Raw genomic sequence first — 22,301 nt, 5'->3', positions numbered from 1 at the left:
CACAGGCGGATTCCGTGGGAGTCCGAGGATCACACCGGCTGAAAGGCCGTTCTTGGAGATGCGCCATGTCTACTTTTGACTTTGCCGTCGAACGACGCGGACCGGCCAACATCCTGACGTCTCTGGCCGTACTGCCTTTGCGTGGCCTGCGGGCCGTCCAGGCGTGGCGGCTGCGTCGCGAAGGCATTCGCCTGCTGCTCGAGTTGGACGACCGCCTGCTGCGGGACGCCGGCTTCACCCGCTTCGAGATCGAGCGGCTGCGCTGAACCGCGCGGGCGGCCCAGCGCTCCGGCCACCTCTGCGCTAACCTTGGACGATCTCGACTGCGACCGACCCGACTCCGGCAATGGTGTTGCTGGCGGTGGTTCCAGCGACAGCCTTGTCGACGCTGGTCCACGAACCGCTGATGACGACATCCCCCGCCCTCAGGCCGCGCGCCGTCATCGTGGCTCCCCACAGGCCAACATTGTTCGCCAGCCAGACCAGAAGTCGGACGGCATCCTCGCCGGGGTACTTGGTGCCGGGCACGGTCTTGACCAGATCGCCCATCCGGAAGTCGACCGTCAGCTCCTCCACCTTCAGGTCGCCGGCGCCGCGCCCGACGGACGACACGACGGTCGCGCCGTTCGCCTGGAAATCGGCAAACGCCGCCATCGGCGGAATCGCCGGCCAGTCGGCGAAGCGCGGATCGACGATCTCGATCGCCGCCGCCACGCCCTCGACCGCCGCCAGCACCTCGTCCGCCGCATAGGGCGCGCTGCGGGCCGGCAGGTCGCGTCCCATGACGAAGGCCAGCTCGGCCTCCAGCCACAGCGGGTGCGCCTCCGAGACGGTGATCCGGGTCTTGTCCCGGTGAATGGTGCCGGCGGCCAGCGGTGCCGCCGCCGGCTCGCCGGTCCGGCCGTTCGATCCGACCTTGAAGCCAGCCACGCCAAGCCCGAGGGCCTCGAACGTCGCGATCTGGGCCGCATAGGCCGCGGCCCGGTCCTCCGGAATCGAGGCCGGCAGCGGCGCGCGGCGGCCGGCGCGGCGGGCTGCCACCATGGCGGCGGTAATGTCGGTGGTCATTGCTGCTGTCTCCCTTGGTCGACGAGTGCCGCCAGCTTGGCACGGCAGGCCGCCGCGTCCCCTGTGAAATCATCGGCAATCCACGCGTCTTCGACCAGCCGCAGGAGCCGGCCGGTGCCCGGCCCCGGCGGCACTCCGAGCGCCGCCACGTCGTCTCCGCCGATCGGGAAACGCGGCGGCGTCCACTCTTGTGCCACGTCGCGGTCGTGAACCAGGGTATCCGCCGGCTCTCGGCCGGCAGCGGCGAACAGAATCCGGGCATCCAGGTAGGCCCGGGACCCAGTGCGATAGATGCGCGCGCGCCGTTCGGGATCGCCGCCCGCCGGCCCGCCGGCCACACTGAGGGCCCGGCGCACCCGATCCGCCTCGGCACGCGACAGCCGCAGCCGGCTCGCCGCTGGCTCCGCCCCTCCGGCACCGCCGATCATCGCAGCCAGCCGCCGCACGGCATCCGCTTGCAGGCCCAGCGACTGCTCGAGTCCGATCACCGCAACGGCCCGCGCCACGTCCGTCGATCCGGGCCACAGGCGGTCGGTCACGCCCGACTCGGCCATCGCACCCAGCGCCTCAGCGGCCCGGCGCGCCACCAGCAGCTTCGCCAGTTCTGCCCACACCCGCTCCCCCGACAGGGACGGGATGCGGTCCGCCAGCGTGGCGCACGCTGCCAGGCCGACCGGGTCGGGTGGTTCCCGGCCGAAGCGCGCCCAGAACCGGAAGAACCGCAGGATCCGCAGCACGTCCTCGCGGATCCGGGTTTCGGCATTGCCGACGAAACGGATCCGGCCGGCCCGCGCGTCGGCCAACCCCTGCCCGATGGGGTCATACACCGTGCCGTCCGGGTCGAGGTACAGCGCGTTCAGCGTAAGGTCCCGGCGCGCGGCGTCCTCGGCCCAGTCGTCGGTGAAGGCGACCACCGCACGCCGGCCGTCGGTCTCCACATCCCGGCGCAACGTCGTCACCTCGACGGGGACATGGTCGGCGACCACCGTGACGGTGCCATGTTCTATACCGGTCGGCACCACCTTGAGACCGGCGGCGCGCGCCAGCGCCATGACCCGCTCGGGGCGGGCCGGCGTGCAGACATCGAGATCGCCGATCGGCAGGCCGAGCACGGCATCGCGCACGCAGCCGCCGACGAAGCGAGCCTGCACGCCGTTGGCGGCCAGCGCGGCAAACACGGCGGCGGCGGGCGAGTCCGTCATCCAGGATTGAGCGGGAATTCGATCGGCGGGCCGCATGCGGATCCTTCAGCGCCGAAGCGCGCCCAGCATCACGTCGGCAAGGTTCACCAGCATTCCGGCGGTGGCGCCCCAGATGTAATAGTGCTGGTAAGGCAGCACCCAGAAGTGCCGGGTGGTCTCCTGCCATTCGCGGCTCTGCCGCTCATGGTTGGCCGGATCGAGAACGAACTTGAGCGGCACCTCGAAGATCTCCGCCACTTCCACCGGGTCGGGAACCAGGTCGAACGGCGGACGGATCAGACCCACCACCGGGGTGACCTGAAAACCGGTGCGGGTGGTGTAGGTGTCGAGCCGGCCGATGACCTCCACCTGATCGCGGTCGAGCCCGATCTCCTCCTCGGTCTCGCGCAGCGCCGTCTCGACGTCGTCCACGTCGTCGTCTTCGACGCGGCCGCCCGGGAAGCTGATCTGACCCCTGTGCACGGGCAGCGCGTCGGAACGTCGGGTCAGCAGGATGGTGAGGCCGCCCTCGCGCTCCACGATCGGCACCAGAACAGCCGCCGCCCGCGGCGCCTCCGGAACCGACATGCCGGGATTCAGGTCATGGTCGCCACGGCAGCGTGCGACCGGCAGGAACCCCTCGTCGGTCAGTTCCGCAACCCGGCTGAACGCGGTCCGGAAGTCGTCCAGCGTCATGAGGTCGAACCGTCGGTCTCGGCCGACCCCAGCGGGAAGAACTGACCCTTGCTCCATACACCCAGCACCTTGCTGCCCGACGCGGGGTCCGCCCGCTCCACGGCGAACTCCACGAGACGATAGAACGTGGGACGATTGATCAGCGCCTCAAGCCCGTTCCTGACATCGATATAGGGCGCCGGCTCGCCCGTGTCCGCATCGATCTCCACACGAATCGGATGATCCGCTCCCGCCACCACGGTTTCGTCAAGATTGGTCCGGAAGATCAACTCGACGTCCTCGGCAACCAACAGGCTGTCCGCCGGTTTCCGGTCGACGTCGACCGCAACGAAGGGAGCGTCCTCGACGATGATGGTTCCGCGCTCGACCGGTGTGACAAGCCAGTGCGATCCGTCGGGTTCACGGCGCAGCACCGATGCAAACAGCTTGACCAGAGGCAGGCGGGTGATCGGTGTTCCCTTGTAGTACCAGGTGCCGTCCCGGCCGATCCGCATCTCGAAGTCGCCGTCTCGCCGGTCCGACGCGGACGGATTGTCCTTCACGCGATCATGATCGCCATTCCGCGACTGCCCCTTGCCGCGCGCCGCGGCTGCGATACGCTCTAGGTCTGAACCTGAACGGACGGTCTTGTCGCCCATGACGCGTCGCTGTTCTGCCATTCGGCGGTTTCATCCCTGCCCGGGCGCCCACTCTCAGTGAGTATACCCGCCATGCCGAACTCCACCACCACCCTGGACGCCACCGACGGTCTCGCATTCGTCAAGGAGGTCGACCAGCTCGGCCGCAGCCTCGCAAAAGTCCGCGACGGAGTCGGCAAGGTGATCTTCGGGCAGCAGGAAGTGGTCGACCAGACCCTGGTCACCGTGCTCGCCGGCGGCCACGCCCTGCTGATCGGTGTCCCGGGCCTGGCCAAGACCCGGCTGGTCGAGACGCTGGGAATCATTCTGGGCCTGGACGACAAGCGCATCCAGTGCACACCCGACCTGATGCCCGCCCACATCCTCGGGTCGGAGGTGCTGGAGGAAGATGCCGAAGGAAAGCGCAGTTTCCGCTTCATCCGGGGGCCGGTGTTCACCCAGCTGCTGATGGCCGACGAAATCAACCGGGCAAGCCCGCGCACCCAGTCGGCCCTGCTGCAGGCCATGCAGGAGCACACGGTCTCGATCGCCGGCCAGACCCATCGGCTGCCGGAGCCGTTTCACGTCCTGGCCACCCAGAACCCGCTCGAGCAGGAAGGCACCTACCCTCTGCCGGAGGCACAGCTCGACCGTTTCCTGCTGCAGGTTTCGGTCGGCTATCCGGACGAGCAGGCCGAGCGCGCCATGCTGCTGGCGACTACCGGCAGCCAGGAGGTCGAGATCGAACGCGTCCTGTCCGGCGAGCAACTGCTCCGCGCGCAGAAACTGCTGCGACGGATTCCGGTCGGCGAGAGCGTGGTGGACGCCATCCTGGCAATCGTGCGCAACGGCCGTCCGGACAGCACCGACATCGAGGAGGTCCGGCGCAACGTCGCCTGGGGACCGGGTCCACGCGCCAGCCAGGCCCTGATGCTGGCGATCCGTGCGCGCGCCGTGCTGGACGGCCGGCTGGCGCCGTCGATCGACGACGTGCTGGCGCTCGCACACCCGGTCCTGCGCCATCGGATGGCGTTGAACTTCGCGGCGCGCGCCGAAGGGGTTACACTGGATTCCGTGATCGACCGACTCTGCGCACCGCACCGCTGACGCCGCGAGCACCGGATGCGCCAAAAGGCACAGGATCTCGCCGCGACGCTGCCGCCGCTTCTGGTGGCCGCCCATCGCGTGGCGTCGACCGTCGCGCCCGGTGCCCACGGTCGCCGTCGCTCCGGTCCCGGCGACGCCTTCTGGCAGTTCCGGGCATATCAGCCGTTCGACGCCGCCCGCATGATCGACTGGCGCCGCTCCGCCCGCGGTTCGACGACCTACGTCCGCGAGCGCGAGTTCGAGACGGCCCAGACCGTCTACCTGTGGCGCGACGCTTCGCCGTCGATGCGCTGGCGCTCCGACCGCAGGCTGGTGGAAAAGCGCGAACGCGCCGACCTACTGACCCTCGCCCTTGTCATCCTGCTGATCGAAGCCGGCGAACGCGTTGCCTTGTTGGGCGAACCGCTGCGTCCCCGCACCGGGCAACCTGCGATCGAGCCAATCGCCGAACTGCTGGCGACAACGCGCGACGGCGGAACCTCTTTGCCGGTCTATGAAACCCTGCCACGGCACGCCACTGTCGTGCTGATCGGCGACCTGCTCGACCCGCTTGCCGATCTCTCGGCAGCCGTGAAGCGCTGGGCAGGTGAAGCGGTGACGGGGCACCTGCTGCAGGTCATGGATCCTGCCGAAGAGGGCTTCCCGTACCGCGGGCGGATCCGGTTCGAAGGGTTGGAAGCCGAGACCCCGCACCTGCTGGGCCGGGCTGAGACGATCTCGACCGACTACCGGGAACGCCTGGACCGGCATCGCGACGGCCTGACCGATCTGGCCCGCACCACCGGCTGGACCTTCGCCCACCACTCCACGGACCGGTCGGCCGAGAGCGCGCTGCTAGCGCTGTTCGGTGTGATCGGGGGGCGGTTCGCGTGACGGCAGCCCGATGCTGAGCCTCGGCCCCCTGGCCTTCGCCATTCCCTGGGCGCTGCTGGGGCTGTTGAGCCTGCCGGTCCTGTGGTGGCTGCTGCGGATCATTCCGCCGTCGCCGCAGCGCATCTCGTTCCCCGCTATCCGCCTGCTCGAAGGCTTGCGACCGCACGAGGACACGCCGCACACCACGCCGTGGTGGCTGCTGCTGCTGCGCCTGATGATCGCCGCCCTCATTATTCTGTCGATCGCCCGGCCGCTGATCCCGTCGGGGACGGCAATCCCGGAGGGTGGGCCGATCGTTCTGGTGATCGACGACGGCTGGGCGGCGGGGCGGGATTTCGAAGCAAGGCGCGCCCGCGCCATCCGCATCCTCGATCAGGCGGACCGGGAAAGCCGGCCGGTCGCCCTGATCACCACCGGCGCGCCGAGATCGGGTAAAGTCCGCGAGGTCGAGTTGGCACCTGCCGCCCGGATCAAGTCGGCGGTCGGCGCGCTGAAGCCGCGACCATGGCCGCTCGACCTGGAGCGGATCGTCGCGCAGGTTGATCGGCTGAACCTGCCGCGTACCGCCACGGCGGTGTGGATCCGCAGCGCCGAAGCCGCCCCGGGCAGCGCCCGGCTGGCCGAGCGCCTGCAGCGGCTCGGCCAACTGATCGTCATTGACGCGGTCGACGACGGGCCGGCTTGGCTCGGCGTTCCCGACACCGGCACCGGGGCCCTGACCGCCGAGGTCCGGCGGCTGTCGGCCGGTATCGAGCGGTCCGTCGCGGTTCGTGCGGTCACCGAGGATGACCGGGTGTTGACCCGTATCGCGGGCACCTTCGCCGCCGCCGCCGACACCGCGACCCTGACGGTCGATCTGCCCACCGAACTGCGCAACGAAGTGGCCAGGCTGGAGGTCGAGGGCGAGACGACGCCGGCCGGGGTCTTCCTGGTCGACGAGCGGTTTCGGCGCCGTCCGGTCGGCCTGCTGTCGGCCCGCGAGTTCGAGGGCGCCCAGCCGCTGCTGGACGAACTGTACTACCTCGACCGTGCGCTGGCGCCGTTCACCGAGATCCGCCGAGGCGACCTGGACACCCTGCTGGGCCGTGAACTGGCGGTACTGGTACTGGCTGACGTCGGCGCGGTACCGTTCGGCCAGCGAGAGCAGATCGACGCCTGGATTCGCAAAGGTGGCGTGGCCATGCGGTTCGCCGGGCCGCGTCTGGCGGCCGCCGGACTGGAGAAAGGTGGCCTCGGTCCCGAGGACCTGATCCCGGTTCGGCTGCGCCGCGGCGATCGGACCCTCGGGGGCGCACTCTCGTGGTCGCGACCGGCGTCGCTGGCACCGTTCGCCGAGGACAGCCCGTTCCATGGCCTCGCGATCCCCGACGAAGTCACTGTGTCGCGGCAGGTCCTGGCCGAGCCGGCAATCGACCTGGGCGAGAAGACATGGGCGCGGCTGGGCGACGGCACCCCGATCGTAACCGCAGAGCGCCGCGGGTCCGGTTGGCTGGTGCTGGTCCACACGACCGCCAACGCCGACTGGACCGACCTGCCGCTCGCGGGCCTGTTCGTCGACATGCTGCGCCGGGTGGTGACGCTCAGCCAAGGGGTCGGCGGAGCGTCGGAGCGGCCGCTGCCCCCGCTGTCCAGCCTGGACGGCTTCGGACGGCTGGGACCGGTCGCGGCCGGGGCCGAGCCGCTGCCGGCGGCGGCCGATCGGGCCGGGACCGGGCCGATTGTCGTCGGGCCGCGCCATCCGCCGGGCTTCTATGGCGATGAGTCCGGCCGCGAAGCGGTTAACCTCGGCCCGAACCTCACCAGCCTGGGTCGGCGCGCGGCTCCGCCGAGCGGGACCGCGGTTCAGGCACTGGATGCCGGACACGACCTGGACCTGCAGGGCTGGCTGCTTGCGGCTGCCGTCCTGCTTGCCGTCGCCGACACCGTCGTGTCCCTGGCTCTGCGTGGCCTGCTGCCGTTAGCGCGCTCCGTCGCCGGCGTCGCGGTCGGCCTGGTCCTGCTGAGCGCCGCGCCGACCGGCTACGGCAATGCGGGAGCGCAAACACCCACCGGCCCACCGGCGGATCCCGAACGGTTCGCCCTCGAGGCGGCGAATGAAACGCGGCTGGCGTATGTGATCACCGGCGACAACTGGGTCGACGGAATCAGCCGCGACGGCCTGTTGGGCCTGACCGATACCCTGACGCGCCGCACCGCGGTCGAACCTGCCGCGCCCTACGGCGTGGAACTGGAACGCGACGAGCTGGCTTTCTTCCCGCTGCTGTACTGGCCGGTCACCGACTCGCAGCCCCGCCTGTCGGAAACCGCGGTCGCCCGGGTCAACGTTTACATGCGCAACGGCGGCGTGATCCTGTTTGACACCCGCGACCGCTTCCAGATCGCCGCCCCTGGTTCGCGGGGCACCCCCGGACTGCAGCGCCTGATCGAGATTACCCGCGACCTGGAGATCCCGCCGCTGGCGCCGATCGCGCCCGACCATGTACTGACCCGCACCTTCTACCTGATGCAGGACTTTCCGGGCCGCTACGCCGGCGGAACGGTGTGGATCGAGGACGGGATCAGCAACCCGAACAGCGAGGTCAGCCCGGTCATGCTGGGCAGCCATGACTGGGCCGCCGCCTGGGCGCGTGACAGCGCCGGCCGATACCGCTTCCCGGTGGTGCCGGGCGGCGAGATCCAGCGCGAGATGGCGTTCCGGTTCGGCGTCAACCTCGTGATGTACGCGCTGACCGGCAACTATAAGGCCGACCAGGTGCACGTGCCGTCGATCCTGGAAAGGCTCGGCCAATGATCCCGGACGCCATCAACGTGACCTTCGGACCGCTGGTGCCGTGGCCGGTTGTTGGGGCTCTCGCCCTGATCGCGCTGGCGGCGGCCGGGTATGTGCTGGCCCGGCGGGCAAGGGGCGGCTGGTGGCGTACCGGCGCGCTGGCGCTGCTGGTGCTGGCGCTGTCCAACCCGTCGATTGTCGCCGAACGCCGGGAGCCACGACCCGATGTGGTCGTGGTCGCCGTCGACCGGACCGCCAGCCAGGAGATCGGCGAGCGGTCGGCGCGCACCGACGCCGCGGTTGAAGATCTGGACGAGAAGCTCGCCCGGATCTCCGACATTACCGTGAAACGGGTCTCGGTCGTGGCCGACGGGCTGTCCGGCGCCGAGGACGGCACCCGTCTGATGGCAGCGGTCCGCGAAGCCCTGGTCGACGTCCCGGCGCACCGGCTTGCCGGTGTTATCGCCGTCACCGACGGCCAGGTGCACGACGCGGCCGCGGCCGTGGCTTCCGGCCAGATTCCCGGACCCTTCCACGTGCTGCTGAGCGGCGATCGCAACGAACGCGACCGGCGCCTGCGGGTGGTCCGGGCACCAAGCTTCGGCATGGTCGACAAGACCGTGACCGTGACGATCGAGGTGGTCGACCCGAACGAACAACCCGGTGCCTCCACGACGGTGCTGTTGGGGATCGACGGCGGTGAGGCCGCGCCGCTTGCGGTGCCAGCGAACCAGGAGCACTCGATCGAGATCCCGATCGAGCATGGCGGTCAGACCATCCTGGAGTTCGCCGCCGAACCGGGCCGCCAGGAACTGGTGCTGGACAACAACCGGGCGGTGATCGCGGTCAACGGCGTGCGCGACCGACTGCGGGTCCTGCTGGTGTCCGGCGAGCCGCACGCCGGCGAGCGCACATGGCGCGACATCCTGAAATCAGACCCTTCGGTCGACCTCGTTCACTTCACGATCCTGCGGCCGCCGGAGAAGCAGGACGGCACGCCGATCCGGGAGCTGTCGCTGATCGCCTTTCCGATCCGCGAGCTGTTCGAGCTGAAGCTGGCAGACTTCAACCTGATCATCTTCGACCGCTACCGCCGGCGCGGCGTGCTGCCCCGCATGTACATGCAGAACATCGCCGAATACGTCCGCAAGGGCGGAGCGCTGCTGGAAGCCTCGGGACCGACATTCGCCAGTCGGCTCAGCCTGGCCCGGACCCCGATCGGCGATGTCCTGCCGGCGCAGCCAACCGGCGGTGTCATCGAGCAGGGCTTCCGGCCACGGATAACCGGGATCGGGGAACGGCATCCGGTGACCGCCGGGCTGGCCGGCGCCGGACACAACGGCAGCGAGCCGACCTGGGGCCGCTGGTTCCGGCAGATCGAGGCGCGTGACGTCCGCGGCAATGTCGTGATGTCGGGCGAGGTCGACCGCCCGCTGCTGATCCTCGACCGGGTCGGCGAGGGTCGGGTGGCCCACCTGCTGTCGGACCAGATGTGGCTGTGGAGCCGCGGCTATGAGGGCGGCGGCCCGCAGGCCGAGTTGCTGCGCCGGACCGCCCACTGGCTGATGCGCGAACCGGACCTTGAAGAAGATGTCCTGCACGTCTTCTCGCGCGGCGATACGCTGGAGATCGAGCGGCGGACCCTCGAAGGAACGCTGGTGCCGGTCCGCGTCACCGGCCCGGACGGCGCCACCCAGACCGTCGAGTTGGAGGAAGTCGGTCCCGGCAACGGCAAAGCGTCCATCCAGGTCCGACGGCCGGGACTGTATCGGCTCATCGACGGAGTGCGCACCGCGATGGTCGCGGTCGGAGCGCTCAATCCGATTGAGTTGTCCGACGTTGCGACAACCGACCGGCGGCTCGCGCCGATCGTCGAGGCGACCGGCGGCGGGCTGCAGTGGCTGGTCGACGACGGGGTGCCGGCACTGCGACGGGTGTCGAAGGATCGGGCGGCGTCGGGGCGCGGCTGGTTCGGTCTTCGCACGAACGGCGACTATGTGGTCACCGGCGTCCTGACCGTTCCGGCACTGCCGGCGGCCCTGGCCCTGTTCCTGCTGATTGGCAGCCTGATGATCGCTTGGCGGCGCGAGGGCGACTGACGCTCAGCACACGTCGTCCCAGTAGGGCCGGTCGGTAAAGGTCGCAACCGCGAAGTCGATGAACGCCCGCACTTTGGCCGCCAGGGGACGTCCCGGCGGGTAGACCGCGTACAGGCCGACCGGCGGAGGCGCAAAGCTCGCCAGCACTGGAACCAGGGTGCCTTCCTTCAGATACCGACCCAGCATGAAGGTCGGCATCTGCACGACCCCCGAGCCGGCTGCCGCCATCGCCGCCAGCGCGTTGCCGTTGTTCGCCAGGACCCGTGGCCGGAACTGGTGGCTGTGGTGAGAGCCGTCGGTGCTGGCCAGTGTCCAGGTGCAACCACCCGCGCTGTAGCTGTAGCCGAGACAGGCATGGTTCTGCAGATCCCTTGGCTGACTCGGGGTGCCGTGCCGGGCGAGATACGACGGCGCCGCCGCCAGTATCCGGCGAACCGGCGCCAGGCGCCGAGCGATCAGCGGCGAGTCGGCCATTTCGGCAATGCGCAGAGCGACATCGTAGCCCTCCTCGACCAGGTCGACGATGCGGTCGTTCAGCACCAGTTCGATCGACAGGCCCGGATGGCGATCAAGTAGCGCCGGAAGGTGGGCGGCCAGATGCTCCTGGCCGAATGACATCCCGGTGCTGACCCGCAGGAGTCCGGACGGCTCGCTCTGCATCGACCCCGCCTCGGCTTCCGCGGCCTCGGCCTCGGCGACGATGCGCTGGCAACGCTCGTAGAGGCGGGTGCCTGCCTCGGTCAGGGCCAGCCGCCGGGTGGTCCTGTTCAGCAACCGGGTGCCGAGATGATCTTCCAGGCGCGCGATCTGCTTGGATACCGCCGACTTGGAAAGGCCGAGCCGGATCGCGGCCTGCGAAAAGCTGCCTTCCTCAACCACCCGAGCGAAGCTCGCCATTGCAGTCAGATTGTCCAGAATCATTGTTTCCTCAAAGAGACTATCTGTCGAATTCAACGCCCTTATGGTTCTGCATGGCAACTATTAGATGGGTGTGGATCGGCCGGCCTCGTTGAACGGGCCCCGAACCAGAACCCGGCACGGCCGCGCCCGTGCATAACCAAGCGAGACGAACATGAGCAAGATCCTGGTGCTGTACTATTCGACCTGGGGACATGTGGAGACCATGGCTCAGGCCATTGCCAAGGGCGCGTCGAGCGTCACCGGAACCGAGGTCACAGTGAAGCGCGTACCCGAGCTGATGCCCGAGGACGTAGCCAAGCAGTTCGGCGCCAAGCTCGACCAGGCAGCCCCGATCGCCAGCCCGCAGGAACTGGGCGATTACGATGCCATCATCTTCGGCACCCCGACCCGATTCGGCAACATGTCGTCCCAGATGCGCAACTTCCTGGACCAGACCGGCGGCTTGTGGGCCAAGGGTGCGCTCGTCGGCAAGGTCGGCAGCGTGTTCGTATCGACCGGCACCGGCGGAGGCAACGAGACGACCATCACCTCGTTCCACAACACGCTGATGCACCATGGAATGGTCGTCGTCGGCCTGCCCTACGCGGCACCCGCGCTGGACGACATCAGCGAGGTCAAGGGCGGATCGCCCTACGGTGCGGCCACCATCGCCGGTGGCGACGGCAGCCGGCAACCGACCGACAAGGAACTGTCACTGGCGGAATTCCAGGGTGCCCATGTGGCGCGCATCGCCACGAAGCTGGCCGCCTGATACACCGGGACGGCAAACCTCCGAGGAGGACATCATGATCGACGTACGTCCGTTCAACGGCCTTGGCCGCTTCGACATCGACTGGCTGGCCGCGCGCCACCACTTCAGCTTCGGCAGCTACATGGATCCGAAGCGGATGGGGTTCGGCGACCTGCGCGTTTGGAACGACGACACCATTCAGCCCGGGACCGGCTTCGATCCGCACCCGCATCGCGACATGGAGATCATCACCTATGTCCGCAAAGGGGCGATCACCCACCGTGACCGCCTGGGCAACGAAGGACGCACCGAGGCCGGCGACGTCCAGGTGATGTCGGCCGGCACCGGCATCGTGCACGCCGAGTACAACCTGGAGAGCGAGCCGACGCAGATCTTCCAGATCTGGATCGTGCCATCGGCCACCGGTTTCGAACCCCGGTGGGAGGCCCGCCAGTTCCCGCGCGACGGGCGGACCGGCGAACTGGTAGTCCTGGCGTCGGGCCGAGACGGCGACGAGGGCGCGTTGCGGATCAACCAGAACGCCGCGGTGCTCGGCGCGACCATCAAGGCCGGGCACAGCGTGACGCATCAGCTCGGCAACGGCCGAAAAGCCTATCTGGTCGCGGCCAGCGGCTCGATCGAGGTCAACGGCGTCCCGGCCGCGGCGCGCGACGGCGTCGCGATCGCCAATGAATCGGCGGTGGAAATCAAGGCCATCGACGAAGCCGAGATCGTTCTGGTCGACGTCGCCTGACGCTCGGAGCCGTGGCCCTAGCTGCGGCTCCGCTCGTCATCCTCGGCGCTGTTCGCCATTCGAAGCCACGACGATACGACGATGCCGGCGTCCTCGGAGTCGAACTTCACACGCGTGCTCTCGTCATCCTGGCCGACCACCCGGCCCTGCAGCGCAAGCCCGGACGATGAATGGCGCACGGTTACGAGCGCCCCCATCTGGACGGCTACGGCAGGCGTCAGCCGAACGCCGCCGGCTGAGACGTTATCCAGGCGGCACTCCATGGTCGCCCCGTCCACGTCGATCTCCAGCGGTGCCGACGCCGGATAGCGGGGATAACGCCGCCGTTCCGCCACACGCTCCAGTCCCGAGAAAATCCGCTTCAGCCAGCTCACTCCGAACCCCCGTCATCGGCATGTCATTGACATTCTAGGCGCTTCCGAACCGCTAGGCGACCCGTGGCGCTTCCCGCTCATCTCCGGGTCTGATATTGAAGAACAATGATTAAAGAGCCGATACCGCGCGTTTGCTGCTGGTAGGGAGTGTCCATGTCGGCGGAAGCAATGGAGTCCGAGGTATACTCGGATGACGAAAAGGATGCACTCCACATCCTTCCGCTGGCGATCATCCCGCTCAAGACGCCGGGAATGCGCCGGCAAAGACTGATCAAGAACGCCCAGTTCACGACCGTTCTGGAGTTGTTCAAGGACGCGCGCGCCGGCTCCGGGCAGATCGACATCGGCAGCCTTGCCGATTTCTTCGACTCCGCCGCCCCGACCTTCATGGACGACCGCATCATCATCGAGGCGCTGGCCGAGGCGCCCAGCTTTGACGTCTATTCGCTGCGCCTGACCCTGCGCTCGCACAACATCAAGGTCGACGACGCCGAGCACCTGCGGCTGTCACCGAAGATGCAGGAGAAGCTGACCGAGTACATGCGGATGTTCACCCGGCCGCTGGTGCAGAAGGTGTTCGGGAACGATACCAAGGACATTTCCTCGGCCGGTCAGATCATTGGCATGTTCCGCGACGTCGATCGCGAGGAGGCGCTGCGGCGCATCAGGGCAATCTCGGATGCGCTCGGGCTGGACGTCGAGCAGATCCCGGGGTTTCTGGAAGACTACGGCGACATCTTCCTGTCGCTCAGCTACTTCAAGCGCTACCTGGAACAGATCAGGCCGGATTTCGACGCCATGAAGGCCTGGATGAACGAAGGCATCGCCGGCTCGCACCTGCGCCACGACAAGGACGCCATCCGCGCCTGCGAGGTCGTGATCGCCAACGTCGACGCCGCCATCAAGTTCATCGTCGGGCGGTTTCAAACCTTCGACGAGGCCAGCCAGGAGTTCTGGAAGGATCTGTCCAAGGAGCGCTACGGCGTGCTGCGCAATTTGATTCGCAGCCACCATCACGTTGTCGGCGGAATCCTGTGCGGACTGTCGGTCAAGATCGAACGCTGGCACACCGACTTCCCCAACGGCGGCGGTAGCCCGAACAAGCGGGCCGACTGGCTGCTGTCGGAGATGGTGCCTGGCCTGGATCGGATCCGGGCGCTTGAGAAATCGGCGCCGCGGCTCAGCTGACCCCCTGACAGCACACTCCGCCTATCCACCCTCCACCGAAACACCCGCCAGCCTGTCGAACGCGCCGGCCCCGATGCGCGCCGCCACCGCTTCGATGTCCGGCGCCACCTGCCGGTCGTTCTCGAAGAACGGGGCCACGGCGCGAACCTCGGCCACCGCCTCGGCGAGCGCCGGAGACGTCGCCAACGGCCGGCGCAAGTCGATGCCCTGGGCCGCGCACAGCAGCTCGACCGCAACCACCCGCCGAAGGTTGGCCGCCATCGCCAGGAGACGGCGCGCTCCATGCGTCGCCATCGACACATGGTCCTCCTGGTTGGCCGAGGTCGGCAGGCTGTCGACGCTGGCCGGCGAAGTCAGCAGCTTGGTCTCGGCCTGCAGGGCGGCTGCGGTCACCTGGGCGATCATGAAGCCGGAGTTGATGCCCGGTTCGGCCACCAGGAACGGCGGAAGCGAGGAAATGTTGACGTCCATCAGCATGGCCGTCCGCCGCTCCGACATCGCACCGATCTCCGAGGCGACTATGGCGATCTGGTCGGCGGCGAACGCCACCGGCTCGGCGTGGAAATTGCCACCCGACATGATCTCGCCGGTGTCCGAGAACACCAGGGGGTTGTCGGACACCGCGTTGGCTTCCGCGGCCAAGCGGCCGGCGGCAAACCGCAATTGGTCGAGCACCGCCCCCATTACCTGCGGCTGGCAACGCAGCGAATACGGATCCTGGACCCGGTCGCATTCCAGGTGCGACGCCCGGATCGCCGAGCCGTGCAGCAGCCGGCGATAGACCGCCGCCGTCTCCGACTGCCCCGGATGCCCGCGCAGGGCATGAATGCGGGCATCGAACGGGGTGTCAGACCCCATCGAGGCGTCGACGGTCATCGCTCCCGCGACCAGGGCGGCGTTGAACACCCGCTCGATCTCGAACAGCCCGGCAAGGCCGAGCGCGGTCGATACCTGGGTGCCGTTCAGCAGGGCCAGTCCCTCCTTGGGGGCCAGCGTGACCGAGTCGAGACCGGCCGCCTGCATTGCCGCCTCGCCCCGCAACCGTTCGCCGTTCCGGTGCGCCTCGCCCTCGCCGATCAGTACGGCCGACATATGGGCAAGCGGCGCCAGGTCGCCGGACGCGCCGACCGATCCCTGGGACGGGATCACCGGCAGCACCCCGGCGTTCGCCAGGGTCAGCAGGGCGTCGATCACTTCGCCACGGATGCCCGAATGGCCGCGGGCCAGACCGTTCGCCTTCAGCGCCATGACCAGGAACACCACGTCGTCGCTCAGCGGGTCGCCGACACCGGCACAGTGCGAGCGCACCAGGGCCTTCTGCAGTTCCTCCAGCCGGTCGGTCGGGATGGTCTTCTGGGCGAGTTTGCCGAAGCCGGTGTTGATGCCGTAGACGACCTTGCCGGCGGCGATCACGCGCGCCACCGTCGCGGCCGAATCGGCTATCGCCTCCCGCGATGCCGGGTCGAGGACCAGCGACGGGCGGCTGCGGTACAGCCGGCGCAGATCGACGAGCGACAGCGCGCCCGGAGTGATGGTCAGCGATGTCATCACGCATCTCCCAGGAAGGGCAGGTCGAGGCCGTTTTCACGCGCACAGTCGACCGCGATCTCATAGCCGGCGTCGGCGTGGCGCATGACACCGGTCGCCGGATCGTTCCAAAGTACCCGTTCCAGGCGCTTGGCCGCCGCCTCGGTGCCGTCGCAGACGATCACCATGCCGGCGTGCTGGGAGTAGCCGATCCCAACCCCGCCGCCGTGGTGCAGCGATACCCAGGTTGCCCCGGACGCGCAGTTCAGCAGGGCGTTCAGCAGCGGCCAGTCGGCAACCGCGTCGGAGCCGTCCTGCATCGCCTCGGTCTCGCGGTTCGGGCTGGCGACCGAGCCGGAGTCCAGGTGGTCGCGGCCGATCACCACCGGGCCGATCTCGCCCTTGGCTACCATCTCGTTGAAGGCGAGGCCCAGGCGGTCACGCTGGCCCAGGCCGACCCAGCAGATCCGGCTCGGCAGGCCCTGGAACTGGATGCGCTCCCGGGCCATGTCGAGCCAGTTGTGCAGGTGCGGATCGTCGGGGATCAGTTCCTTCACCTTGGCGTCGGTCCTGTAGATGTCCTCCGGATTGCCGGACAGGGCGGCCCAGCGGAACGGGCCGACGCCGCGGCAGAACAGCGGACGGATGTAGGCCGGCACGAAGCCGGGGAAGTCGAAGGCATCGCCGACCCCCTCGTCGAACGCCACCTGTCGCAGGTTGTTGCCATAGTCCAACGTCGGGATGCCCAGCCGCCAGAACTCGAGCATCGCCTTCACGTGCGCGGCCATCGAGGTCTTGGCGGCCTTGGCAATGGCGTCAGGATCGCTCTCTCGCGCGCGCTCTGCCTGATCGAGGGTCCAGCCGGCCGGCAGGTAGCCGTTGATCGGGTCGTGGGCGCTGGTCTGGTCGGTGACGACGTCCGGTCGGATGCCACGGCGCACCATCTCCGGATAGATTTCGGCAGCGTTTCCAAGAAGGCCGACGGACACCGCCTCGCCCTTGGCACAGGCCTCGGTGACGATCGCCACCGCCTCGTCCAGGCTGTCGGTCTTGCGGTCGAGGTACCGGGTCTCCAGCCTGCGCTCGATCCGGCTCGGCTGGCACTCACCGCGATCATCGAGGCCCCGGCCATGGTCGCGGCGAGCGGCTGCGCGCCCCCCATGCCGCCGAGGCCCGCGGTCAGAATCCACTTGCCCTTCATGCTGCCGCCGAAGTGCCGGCGCCCGACCTCCACGAAAGTCTCGTAGGTGCCCTGCACGATGCCCTGGCTGCCGATGTAGATCCACGAGCCGGCCGTCATCTGGCCGTACATCATCAGGCCCTTGCGATCGAGTTCGTGGAAGTGCTCCCAGGTCGACCACTTGCCGACCAGGTTGGAGTTGGCGATCAGCACCCGCGGCGCGTCGGCGTGGGTGCGGAACACGCCGACCGGCTTGCCGGACTGCACCAGCAGGGTCTGGTCGTCCTCCAGGTTCTTCAGCGCCGAGACGATCCGGTCGTAGCTCGACCAGTCGCGCGCCGCCCGGCCGATGCCGCCGTACACCACAAGTCCCTCCGGCTTCTCGGCGACCTCCGGGTCCAGGTTGTTCATCAGCATCCGCATTGCCGCCTCGGTCTGCCAGCTCTTGGCGGAGATATCGAGGCCACGCGGAGCGCGGATGCGCCGGGCATTGTCCAGCCGGCCGGATGCGGAAGCGGTCATGGGCGTGTCTCCTTGAGAGGGTCGACGTCGAAGGCGGCCCCGAGGCGGTAGCGGGCGCCGGGATGCCAGAGCCAGGCTCGGGATACGATGCGATCGGCCAATGCGGTGCGCCGATGCAGCAGCAGGCACGGCTCACCCGGCCGCATGGCGAGAGCCTGTAGAATGCGGGTCGGTGGAATTGCCGCCTCGACCACGTGCTCAACATGCGGCGCCGGTGCCACCCGCATCAGGTACTCGTTCGGGGTGATCGCGGAGAAGTCCTGGTCGAGGTAGTCCGGGGCCGTCTCCGGGTTGACGTAGCGGTCCTCGAACTGCACGGCGCGGGCATTCTCGAAATGCACGATCACCGAGTGGAACGCCGCGGCACCGGTCTGCACGCCGAGCGCACTCGCGACGGTCGCGTTGGCCCGAGTCTCGGCCAACGCACGCACTTCGGCCCGGTGCTGGTGGCCGCGGCTGCGGATCTCGTCGGCGATGTTGCGCAGTTCCATCAGTTCGGACTGCGGCCGGGCATCGGCCACGAACGTGCCGAGGCCCTGGACCCGCCGCAGCAGCCCTTCGGCGGTCAACTCGCGCAGCGCCCGGTTCACGGTCATCCGGCTGACCCCCAGCGTCTCGACCAGTTCGTTCTCCGACGGCGTGCGGTCATCCGGCCGCAGGTCGCCGGAGCCGATCCGGTCGATCACCCAGTCCTTGACCTGTTGATAGCGAGGAACGCTGGTCTCGCTCACGACGCCTGCTCCGTGATCGGCGTGATGCCGGACGCGATCCTAATTCCATTCAGCTTGTATATACAAGCAATGTTATGCGGCTTTCGCCGATCGGCCGGGGCTGGCATAAGCGGTGGCGTCGAACGAGGAGCCGGCATGGCCACCATCACATTGCGCGGCGTCACCCGCCGGTTCGGGAGTACGGCGGCGCTCGCCCCGATCGACCTGACGGTCGAGAGCGGCCGGTTTGTTGCCCTGGTCGGCCCGTCGGGGTGCGGGAAGTCGACGCTGCTGCGCCTGATCGCCGGGCTCGACCGACCGAGCTCCGGGACGGTTGTCGCCGGCGGCCAGTCGGTTGACGGACCGGGGCCCGAGCGTGGCGTGGTCTTCCAGCAGCCTGCGCTGTTCCCCTGGCTCGACGTGGCCGCCAACATCCGTTTCGGCTTGGACGAGGCCGGCATGGCACGCACCGAGGCCGACCGGCGTGTTGCCGGCTGGATCGCGGCGGTCGGCCTCGAAGGATTCGAGCGCTCGCTACCGGCACAGTTGTCGGGTGGCATGGCGCAGCGCGCCGCACTGGCCCGCGCGCTGGCCCCGGCACCAGGGACCCTGCTGCTGGACGAGCCTTTCGGGGCGCTGGACCGGATCACCCGCAACGAGATGCAGGACCTTCTGGTGCAGGTCCGGGCCGCAACCCCGGCAACCGTGCTGCTGGTCACCCATGATGTCGAGGAGGCGGTGTATCTTGCCGACCGGGTGATCGTGCTGTCACCCCGCCCGGGCCGGATCGTCGCCGACTTGGCCGTGGACCTGCCGGCGCATCGGATCCGGACCGATCCGGCGTTCATGGCCGTGCGGGTGCGGGTCGAACAAGCGCTGCAAACGGCAATGGTCTGATCGACCAAAGCGGGTGCCGCCGGACCGAGCGATCGGGTAGACAGGGCGGAACGACGGCGATGGCTCCGAGCGGTCCTCGCCCCAAGGAGGTTCCGTGAGCGCATCATCAATGGGCTTCGTCGCCCGCGGCCTGTTCAGCAACGCCTATGTGCTGCTGACTCTGACCATGCTGAGCTGGGCCGGCAACGCGGTCGCCGGGCGCATCGCCGTCGGCGAGGTTTCGCCGCTCACGCTGACCACCCTGCGCTGGATCGGTGTCGCGATCCTGGTGCTGCTGTTCGCCCGCCGTCAGATTGCGAAGGACTGGCCGGTGCTTCGCCAGCACCTGCCGTTCATGGCGGCCCTGGGTGCACTTGGCTTCACCGTGTTCAACGCGCTGTTCTACATGGCCGCCCAGACCACGGTTGCGATCAACCTCGGCATCATCCAGGGCTCGATCCCGGTGTTCGTGATGATGGGTGCCTATCTGGTTTACCGCACCCCGGTGTCCCTGGTGCAGGCGGCAGGTGTCGCGATCACCATCGTCGGCGTCGCGATCGTCGCGTTGCACGGCGACCTAGCCCAGCTTGAGTCACTCCAGTTCGCAGACGGCGACCTGCTGATGGTGGCGGCCTGCGCACTGTATGCCGGCTACACCGTGGCGCTGCGCCGCCGTCCCGCGGTCTCCGGGCTGGCGATGTTCTCGGTCCTGGCGATGGCCGCGATGGTCACCTCGCTGCCGCTTATGGCGATAGAGGCGGCGATGGGCAGCCTGATCTGGCCGACAGCAACCGGATGGGCCGTGCTGCTGTACGTCGTGCTGTTTCCGTCGTTCCTGGCCCAGGTGTTCTTCCTGCGCGCCGTCGACCTGGTCGGCCCTGGGCGGGCCGGGCTGTTCGTCAACCTGGTGCCGATCTTTGCGGCGACCCTGGGCGTGCTCGTGCTCGATGAGCAGTTCCAGGGCTTTCACGCCCTGGCGCTGGCCTTCGTGCTCGGCGGGATCTGGCTGGCCGAGCGTCGCCGCAAAGTCTGAGTTCAGGGGCGCCGGACCGGCACGCGGATCTCGGTCAGCAGGTCTTCGGGGTCGGTGTCAGCGGGGTTGTTCAGGTACACGTCGACACAGGGCCGGTCGGCCGCCTCGTAGCCCGAATTCGGCAACCAGGTTCCCATCAGCCAGTCGTAGCAGCCGCGCAGTCCGTCATACGGCCCCTTGTAAACCGTGACGGCGTAGAGGCCGCCGGCGATCTCGCCCTTGGCAAGTTCACCCGTCTCAACCGACGGATCGACCAACGACACGCCTGCGTCCGAGCGCAGCCGCTGTTCGTCGGTCACGCTCGGATCGTCATACGCCACCATCATCACCTTGGTGTCGGGTCCGAACAGGCGCCGCTCGTCGGCGATGGCGGCAACCCGCTGGAACACCGGGCCGATATCGTTGTAGCGGCCGACGTGACGCAGGAAGGCGAACGGGTAGGGCGGGAACTCGCGGGTCGAAACATTGAGGGTCATCGGATCGGCTCCTTGATAGGGGTTGAACCCGCGGAGCGCGCCGTACTGGTCGTAATGCACGCCGGACGGCGACCGCGGCGGACGGAACGATCCTCGCAATGCCCGGAACCGGCTCGGCGGGTCACCGAATTGCGCCCTGAAGGTCCGTGAGAACGCCTCCGGCGTGTCGAACCCCGCATCGAGCGCGATCTCGGTGACGGTTTGCCGGGTGTGCCTCAGCTTCCCCGCCGCCCGTTCCAGCTTCAGCCGGCGGACATGCTCGCCCACCGTCTCGCCGGTCATCGCCCGAAAGATCCGGGCGAAGTGAAACCGCGAGAACGCGGCGACATCCGCCAACTCGTCCAGGCTCATCGCGCGGTCAAGGTTGCGCTGAATGTGCACCAGCACACGCAGGAGCCGGGACTCGTAGGCGGATCGGGTACAAGGCTTCATCGCAAGTCCGTTCGTCGTCCGGCCGGCACTCTGACCCGAGCCGCCGGCCGACGCCTGATCGATCTTGCGGAGTTTACGCCTTGGCTTTGCGGCGCCCCAGGGCGCCACGGATCTCGTCGTAGAAGATCTCGCCCAGCACGAAGCCGGTGACGGCGACGATCGCCAGGATCTGCGTGACGGTGATGTGGCTGCCCAGGATAAAGTATGCGAGCAGCGCCGCGATCACCGGCTTCAGGAAGAACAGGTAGTTGCCACGCGCGGGATCAGGGACGTGACCGAGGCCCCACAGCCACAGGATGAAGCCGATGCAGGTGTTCCAAAGACCCAGGGTGATCAACGCACCCGCCTGTACCGGCGGGCGATCCAGCACCGTCAGCGGGTTGACCCAGATCCCCCACGCGGCGCCGACCACGATCCACAGCACCGGCGCGCCGAGCGCAAAGGTGTAGGTCGTCATCCGGATCGCGCCATACTTGCGGATGTAGGGCCTCACCAGCACCAGATAGAACGCACCTATGAACGCGCAGCCAAGCGCCAGGAAGACGCCCGGCAGGGAACTGACCCCGCCCTCGACCTTGTGCAGGACACCGTCAGTCAGCAGGAACAGGCACCCCAGGAAGGCGCCGATGCCGGAGACGATCTTCGGCCCGGTGATAGGCGCCCCCTCCACCATGCGCGCCACGAACACCACGAAGATCGGCATGGTCGTCACCAGGGTGGCAACCTGCACGACGCTCGCGTAGTCCAGCGCCCAGTGGAACAGGAACTGACCAAGCGTCATGCCGAAGATCGACAAACCGATGACCGGCACCGGATCGACCCGCAAGGGGGTAATCAGGTCGCGGCTGCTCTTCTGCATCAGGGCAACCATCACCAGCGCAAGCCCGCCGAGCGTGAAGCGCCAGACGGAAACCTCCGCCCCCATCAGGCCGGTCAGCTTCACCACGAACTCACTCGACGCATGGCTGGCCACGCCTGCAAAGGCCGCGAGATAGGCCAACCAGATGAAGCCGCGGGTCGGACCGGCGGCCGCCGTCGTATCAGTGTTCATGCTCAAGGCTGTGCTCCTGAAGGGCCGTTGCCTAGCAGACTATCGGGCTTGTGCGGTTCCGCAAGAGGCGCCGGGTCTTTTCAGTGCGCACGTTCACACGATCGTCGCTTACGCTC

The 22,301-nt window shown here is 68.2% G+C and carries 20 protein-coding genes and 1 pseudogene; 10 read left to right on the top strand and 11 right to left on the bottom strand.

The features are described 5' to 3' along the window. Positions 1-65: 65 nt before the first annotated feature. Positions 66-266 carry a YjiS-like domain-containing protein gene (locus RIC54_RS08550; protein ID WP_350086831.1) on the top strand — a complete coding sequence of 67 codons (201 nt, stop codon included), beginning with the start codon at positions 66-68 and terminating at the stop codon, positions 264-266. Between the two features lie 37 nt (positions 267-303). On the opposite strand, the gene RIC54_RS08545 is transcribed toward RIC54_RS08550, so the two are convergent. From RIC54_RS08545 to RIC54_RS08530, 4 genes are read right to left on the bottom strand one after another with little or no spacing between them, the layout of a single operon-like run. Further along, the gene (locus tag RIC54_RS08545) at positions 304-1,068 is read right to left on the bottom strand and encodes a fumarylacetoacetate hydrolase family protein (RefSeq protein WP_350086828.1); all 765 of its coding nucleotides are present in this window, start codon (positions 1,066-1,068) and stop codon (positions 304-306) included. Beyond that, positions 1,065-2,270, bottom strand: coding sequence for a CCA tRNA nucleotidyltransferase (locus RIC54_RS08540; protein WP_350086825.1), 1,206 nt, complete (start codon positions 2,268-2,270; stop codon positions 1,065-1,067). Before RIC54_RS08540 ends, RIC54_RS08545 begins: the two co-directional genes overlap by 4 nt. 45 nt (positions 2,271-2,315) lie before the next feature. Beyond that, the gene (locus RIC54_RS08535) at positions 2,316-2,945 is read right to left on the bottom strand and encodes a CoA pyrophosphatase (protein ID WP_350086822.1); all 630 of its coding nucleotides are present in this window, start codon (positions 2,943-2,945) and stop codon (positions 2,316-2,318) included. Next, entirely contained in the window at positions 2,942-3,604 is a 663-nt protein-coding gene (locus RIC54_RS08530) for a DUF1285 domain-containing protein (protein ID WP_350086819.1), read from the bottom strand. Before RIC54_RS08530 ends, RIC54_RS08535 begins: the two co-directional genes overlap by 4 nt. A gap of 51 nt (positions 3,605-3,655) precedes the next feature. On the opposite strand from RIC54_RS08530, the gene RIC54_RS08525 reads away from it, so the two are divergent. The 4 genes from RIC54_RS08525 to RIC54_RS08510 are packed head-to-tail and all read left to right on the top strand — an operon-like array spanning position 3,656 to position 10,411. Then, entirely contained in the window at positions 3,656-4,669 is a 1,014-nt protein-coding gene (locus RIC54_RS08525) for an AAA family ATPase (protein ID WP_350150930.1), read from the top strand. A 15-nt stretch (positions 4,670-4,684) separates the two neighbouring features. After that, positions 4,685-5,542: a DUF58 domain-containing protein gene (locus RIC54_RS08520; protein WP_350086813.1), complete on the top strand. Its 858-nt coding sequence runs from the start codon at positions 4,685-4,687 to the stop codon at positions 5,540-5,542. A gap of 10 nt (positions 5,543-5,552) precedes the next feature. Further along, positions 5,553-8,333, top strand: a complete 2,781-nt coding sequence (locus RIC54_RS08515; RefSeq protein ID WP_350086810.1) for a DUF4159 domain-containing protein — start codon at positions 5,553-5,555, stop codon at positions 8,331-8,333. Next, positions 8,330-10,411 carry a hypothetical protein gene (locus RIC54_RS08510; protein ID WP_350086807.1) on the top strand — a complete coding sequence of 694 codons (2,082 nt, stop codon included), beginning with the start codon at positions 8,330-8,332 and terminating at the stop codon, positions 10,409-10,411. The genes RIC54_RS08515 and RIC54_RS08510 overlap by 4 nt, the downstream gene beginning before the upstream one ends. A gap of 3 nt (positions 10,412-10,414) precedes the next feature. Here RIC54_RS08510 and RIC54_RS08505 read toward each other — a convergent pair whose 3' ends face one another. Continuing rightward, a complete protein-coding gene (locus RIC54_RS08505) occupies positions 10,415-11,332 on the bottom strand; it encodes a LysR family transcriptional regulator (RefSeq protein ID WP_350086804.1) in 918 nt (305 codons plus the stop codon). A gap of 151 nt (positions 11,333-11,483) precedes the next feature. Between RIC54_RS08505 and wrbA the strand changes: the two genes are divergently transcribed. Next, a complete protein-coding gene (gene wrbA / locus RIC54_RS08500; protein WP_350086801.1) occupies positions 11,484-12,083 on the top strand; it encodes an NAD(P)H:quinone oxidoreductase in 600 nt (199 codons plus the stop codon). 34 nt (positions 12,084-12,117) lie between these two features. Beyond that, a complete protein-coding gene (locus RIC54_RS08495; protein ID WP_350086798.1) occupies positions 12,118-12,816 on the top strand; it encodes a pirin family protein in 699 nt (232 codons plus the stop codon). Positions 12,817-12,833: 17 nt separating this feature from the next. On the opposite strand, the gene RIC54_RS08490 is transcribed toward RIC54_RS08495, so the two are convergent. Beyond that, complete coding sequence (locus RIC54_RS08490) at positions 12,834-13,190, bottom strand: PilZ domain-containing protein (protein WP_350086795.1); 357 nt, start codon at positions 13,188-13,190, stop codon at positions 12,834-12,836. A gap of 153 nt (positions 13,191-13,343) precedes the next feature. Between RIC54_RS08490 and RIC54_RS08485 the strand changes: the two genes are divergently transcribed. Further along, on the top strand, positions 13,344-14,378 hold the full coding sequence (locus tag RIC54_RS08485; protein WP_350086792.1) for a hypothetical protein: 1,035 nt from the start codon (positions 13,344-13,346) through the stop codon (positions 14,376-14,378). A 21-nt stretch (positions 14,379-14,399) separates the two neighbouring features. On the opposite strand, the gene hutH is transcribed toward RIC54_RS08485, so the two are convergent. From hutH to hutC, 3 genes and pseudogenes are all read right to left on the bottom strand, one after another. Then, positions 14,400-15,926 carry a histidine ammonia-lyase gene (hutH, locus tag RIC54_RS08480; protein ID WP_350086789.1) on the bottom strand — a complete coding sequence of 509 codons (1,527 nt, stop codon included), beginning with the start codon at positions 15,924-15,926 and terminating at the stop codon, positions 14,400-14,402. Then, positions 15,926-17,607, bottom strand: a pseudogene (gene hutU, locus RIC54_RS08475) (urocanate hydratase). The gene hutH and the pseudogene hutU overlap by 1 nt, the downstream one beginning before the upstream one ends. After that, complete coding sequence (gene hutC, locus RIC54_RS08470) at positions 17,604-18,338, bottom strand: histidine utilization transcriptional repressor HutC (RefSeq protein WP_350086783.1); 735 nt, start codon at positions 18,336-18,338, stop codon at positions 17,604-17,606. Before hutC ends, hutU begins: the two are co-directional and overlap by 4 nt. A gap of 135 nt (positions 18,339-18,473) precedes the next feature. On the opposite strand from hutC, the gene RIC54_RS08465 reads away from it, so the two are divergent. Then, on the top strand, positions 18,474-19,214 hold the full coding sequence (locus RIC54_RS08465) for an ABC transporter ATP-binding protein (RefSeq protein ID WP_350086780.1): 741 nt from the start codon (positions 18,474-18,476) through the stop codon (positions 19,212-19,214). 94 nt (positions 19,215-19,308) lie between these two features. Further along, on the top strand, positions 19,309-20,226 hold the full coding sequence (locus tag RIC54_RS08460; protein WP_350086777.1) for a DMT family transporter: 918 nt from the start codon (positions 19,309-19,311) through the stop codon (positions 20,224-20,226). A gap of 2 nt (positions 20,227-20,228) precedes the next feature. Here the strand turns inward: RIC54_RS08460 and RIC54_RS08455 are convergent, their stop codons facing one another. Next, the gene (locus tag RIC54_RS08455; protein ID WP_350086774.1) at positions 20,229-21,134 is read right to left on the bottom strand and encodes an AraC family transcriptional regulator; all 906 of its coding nucleotides are present in this window, start codon (positions 21,132-21,134) and stop codon (positions 20,229-20,231) included. Between the two features lie 73 nt (positions 21,135-21,207). Then, positions 21,208-22,185, bottom strand: coding sequence for a DMT family transporter (locus tag RIC54_RS08450; protein WP_350087920.1), 978 nt, complete (start codon positions 22,183-22,185; stop codon positions 21,208-21,210). Between the last annotated feature and the right edge of the window lie 116 nt (positions 22,186-22,301).

The organism is Thalassobaculum sp. (assembly GCF_040219215.1).
In the GTDB taxonomy this organism is placed as follows: Bacteria; Pseudomonadota; Alphaproteobacteria; order Thalassobaculales; family Thalassobaculaceae; genus Thalassobaculum_A.
The sequence above is the reverse complement of the archived record's forward strand: the minus strand, read 5'-3'. Positions and strand labels throughout refer to the sequence as shown.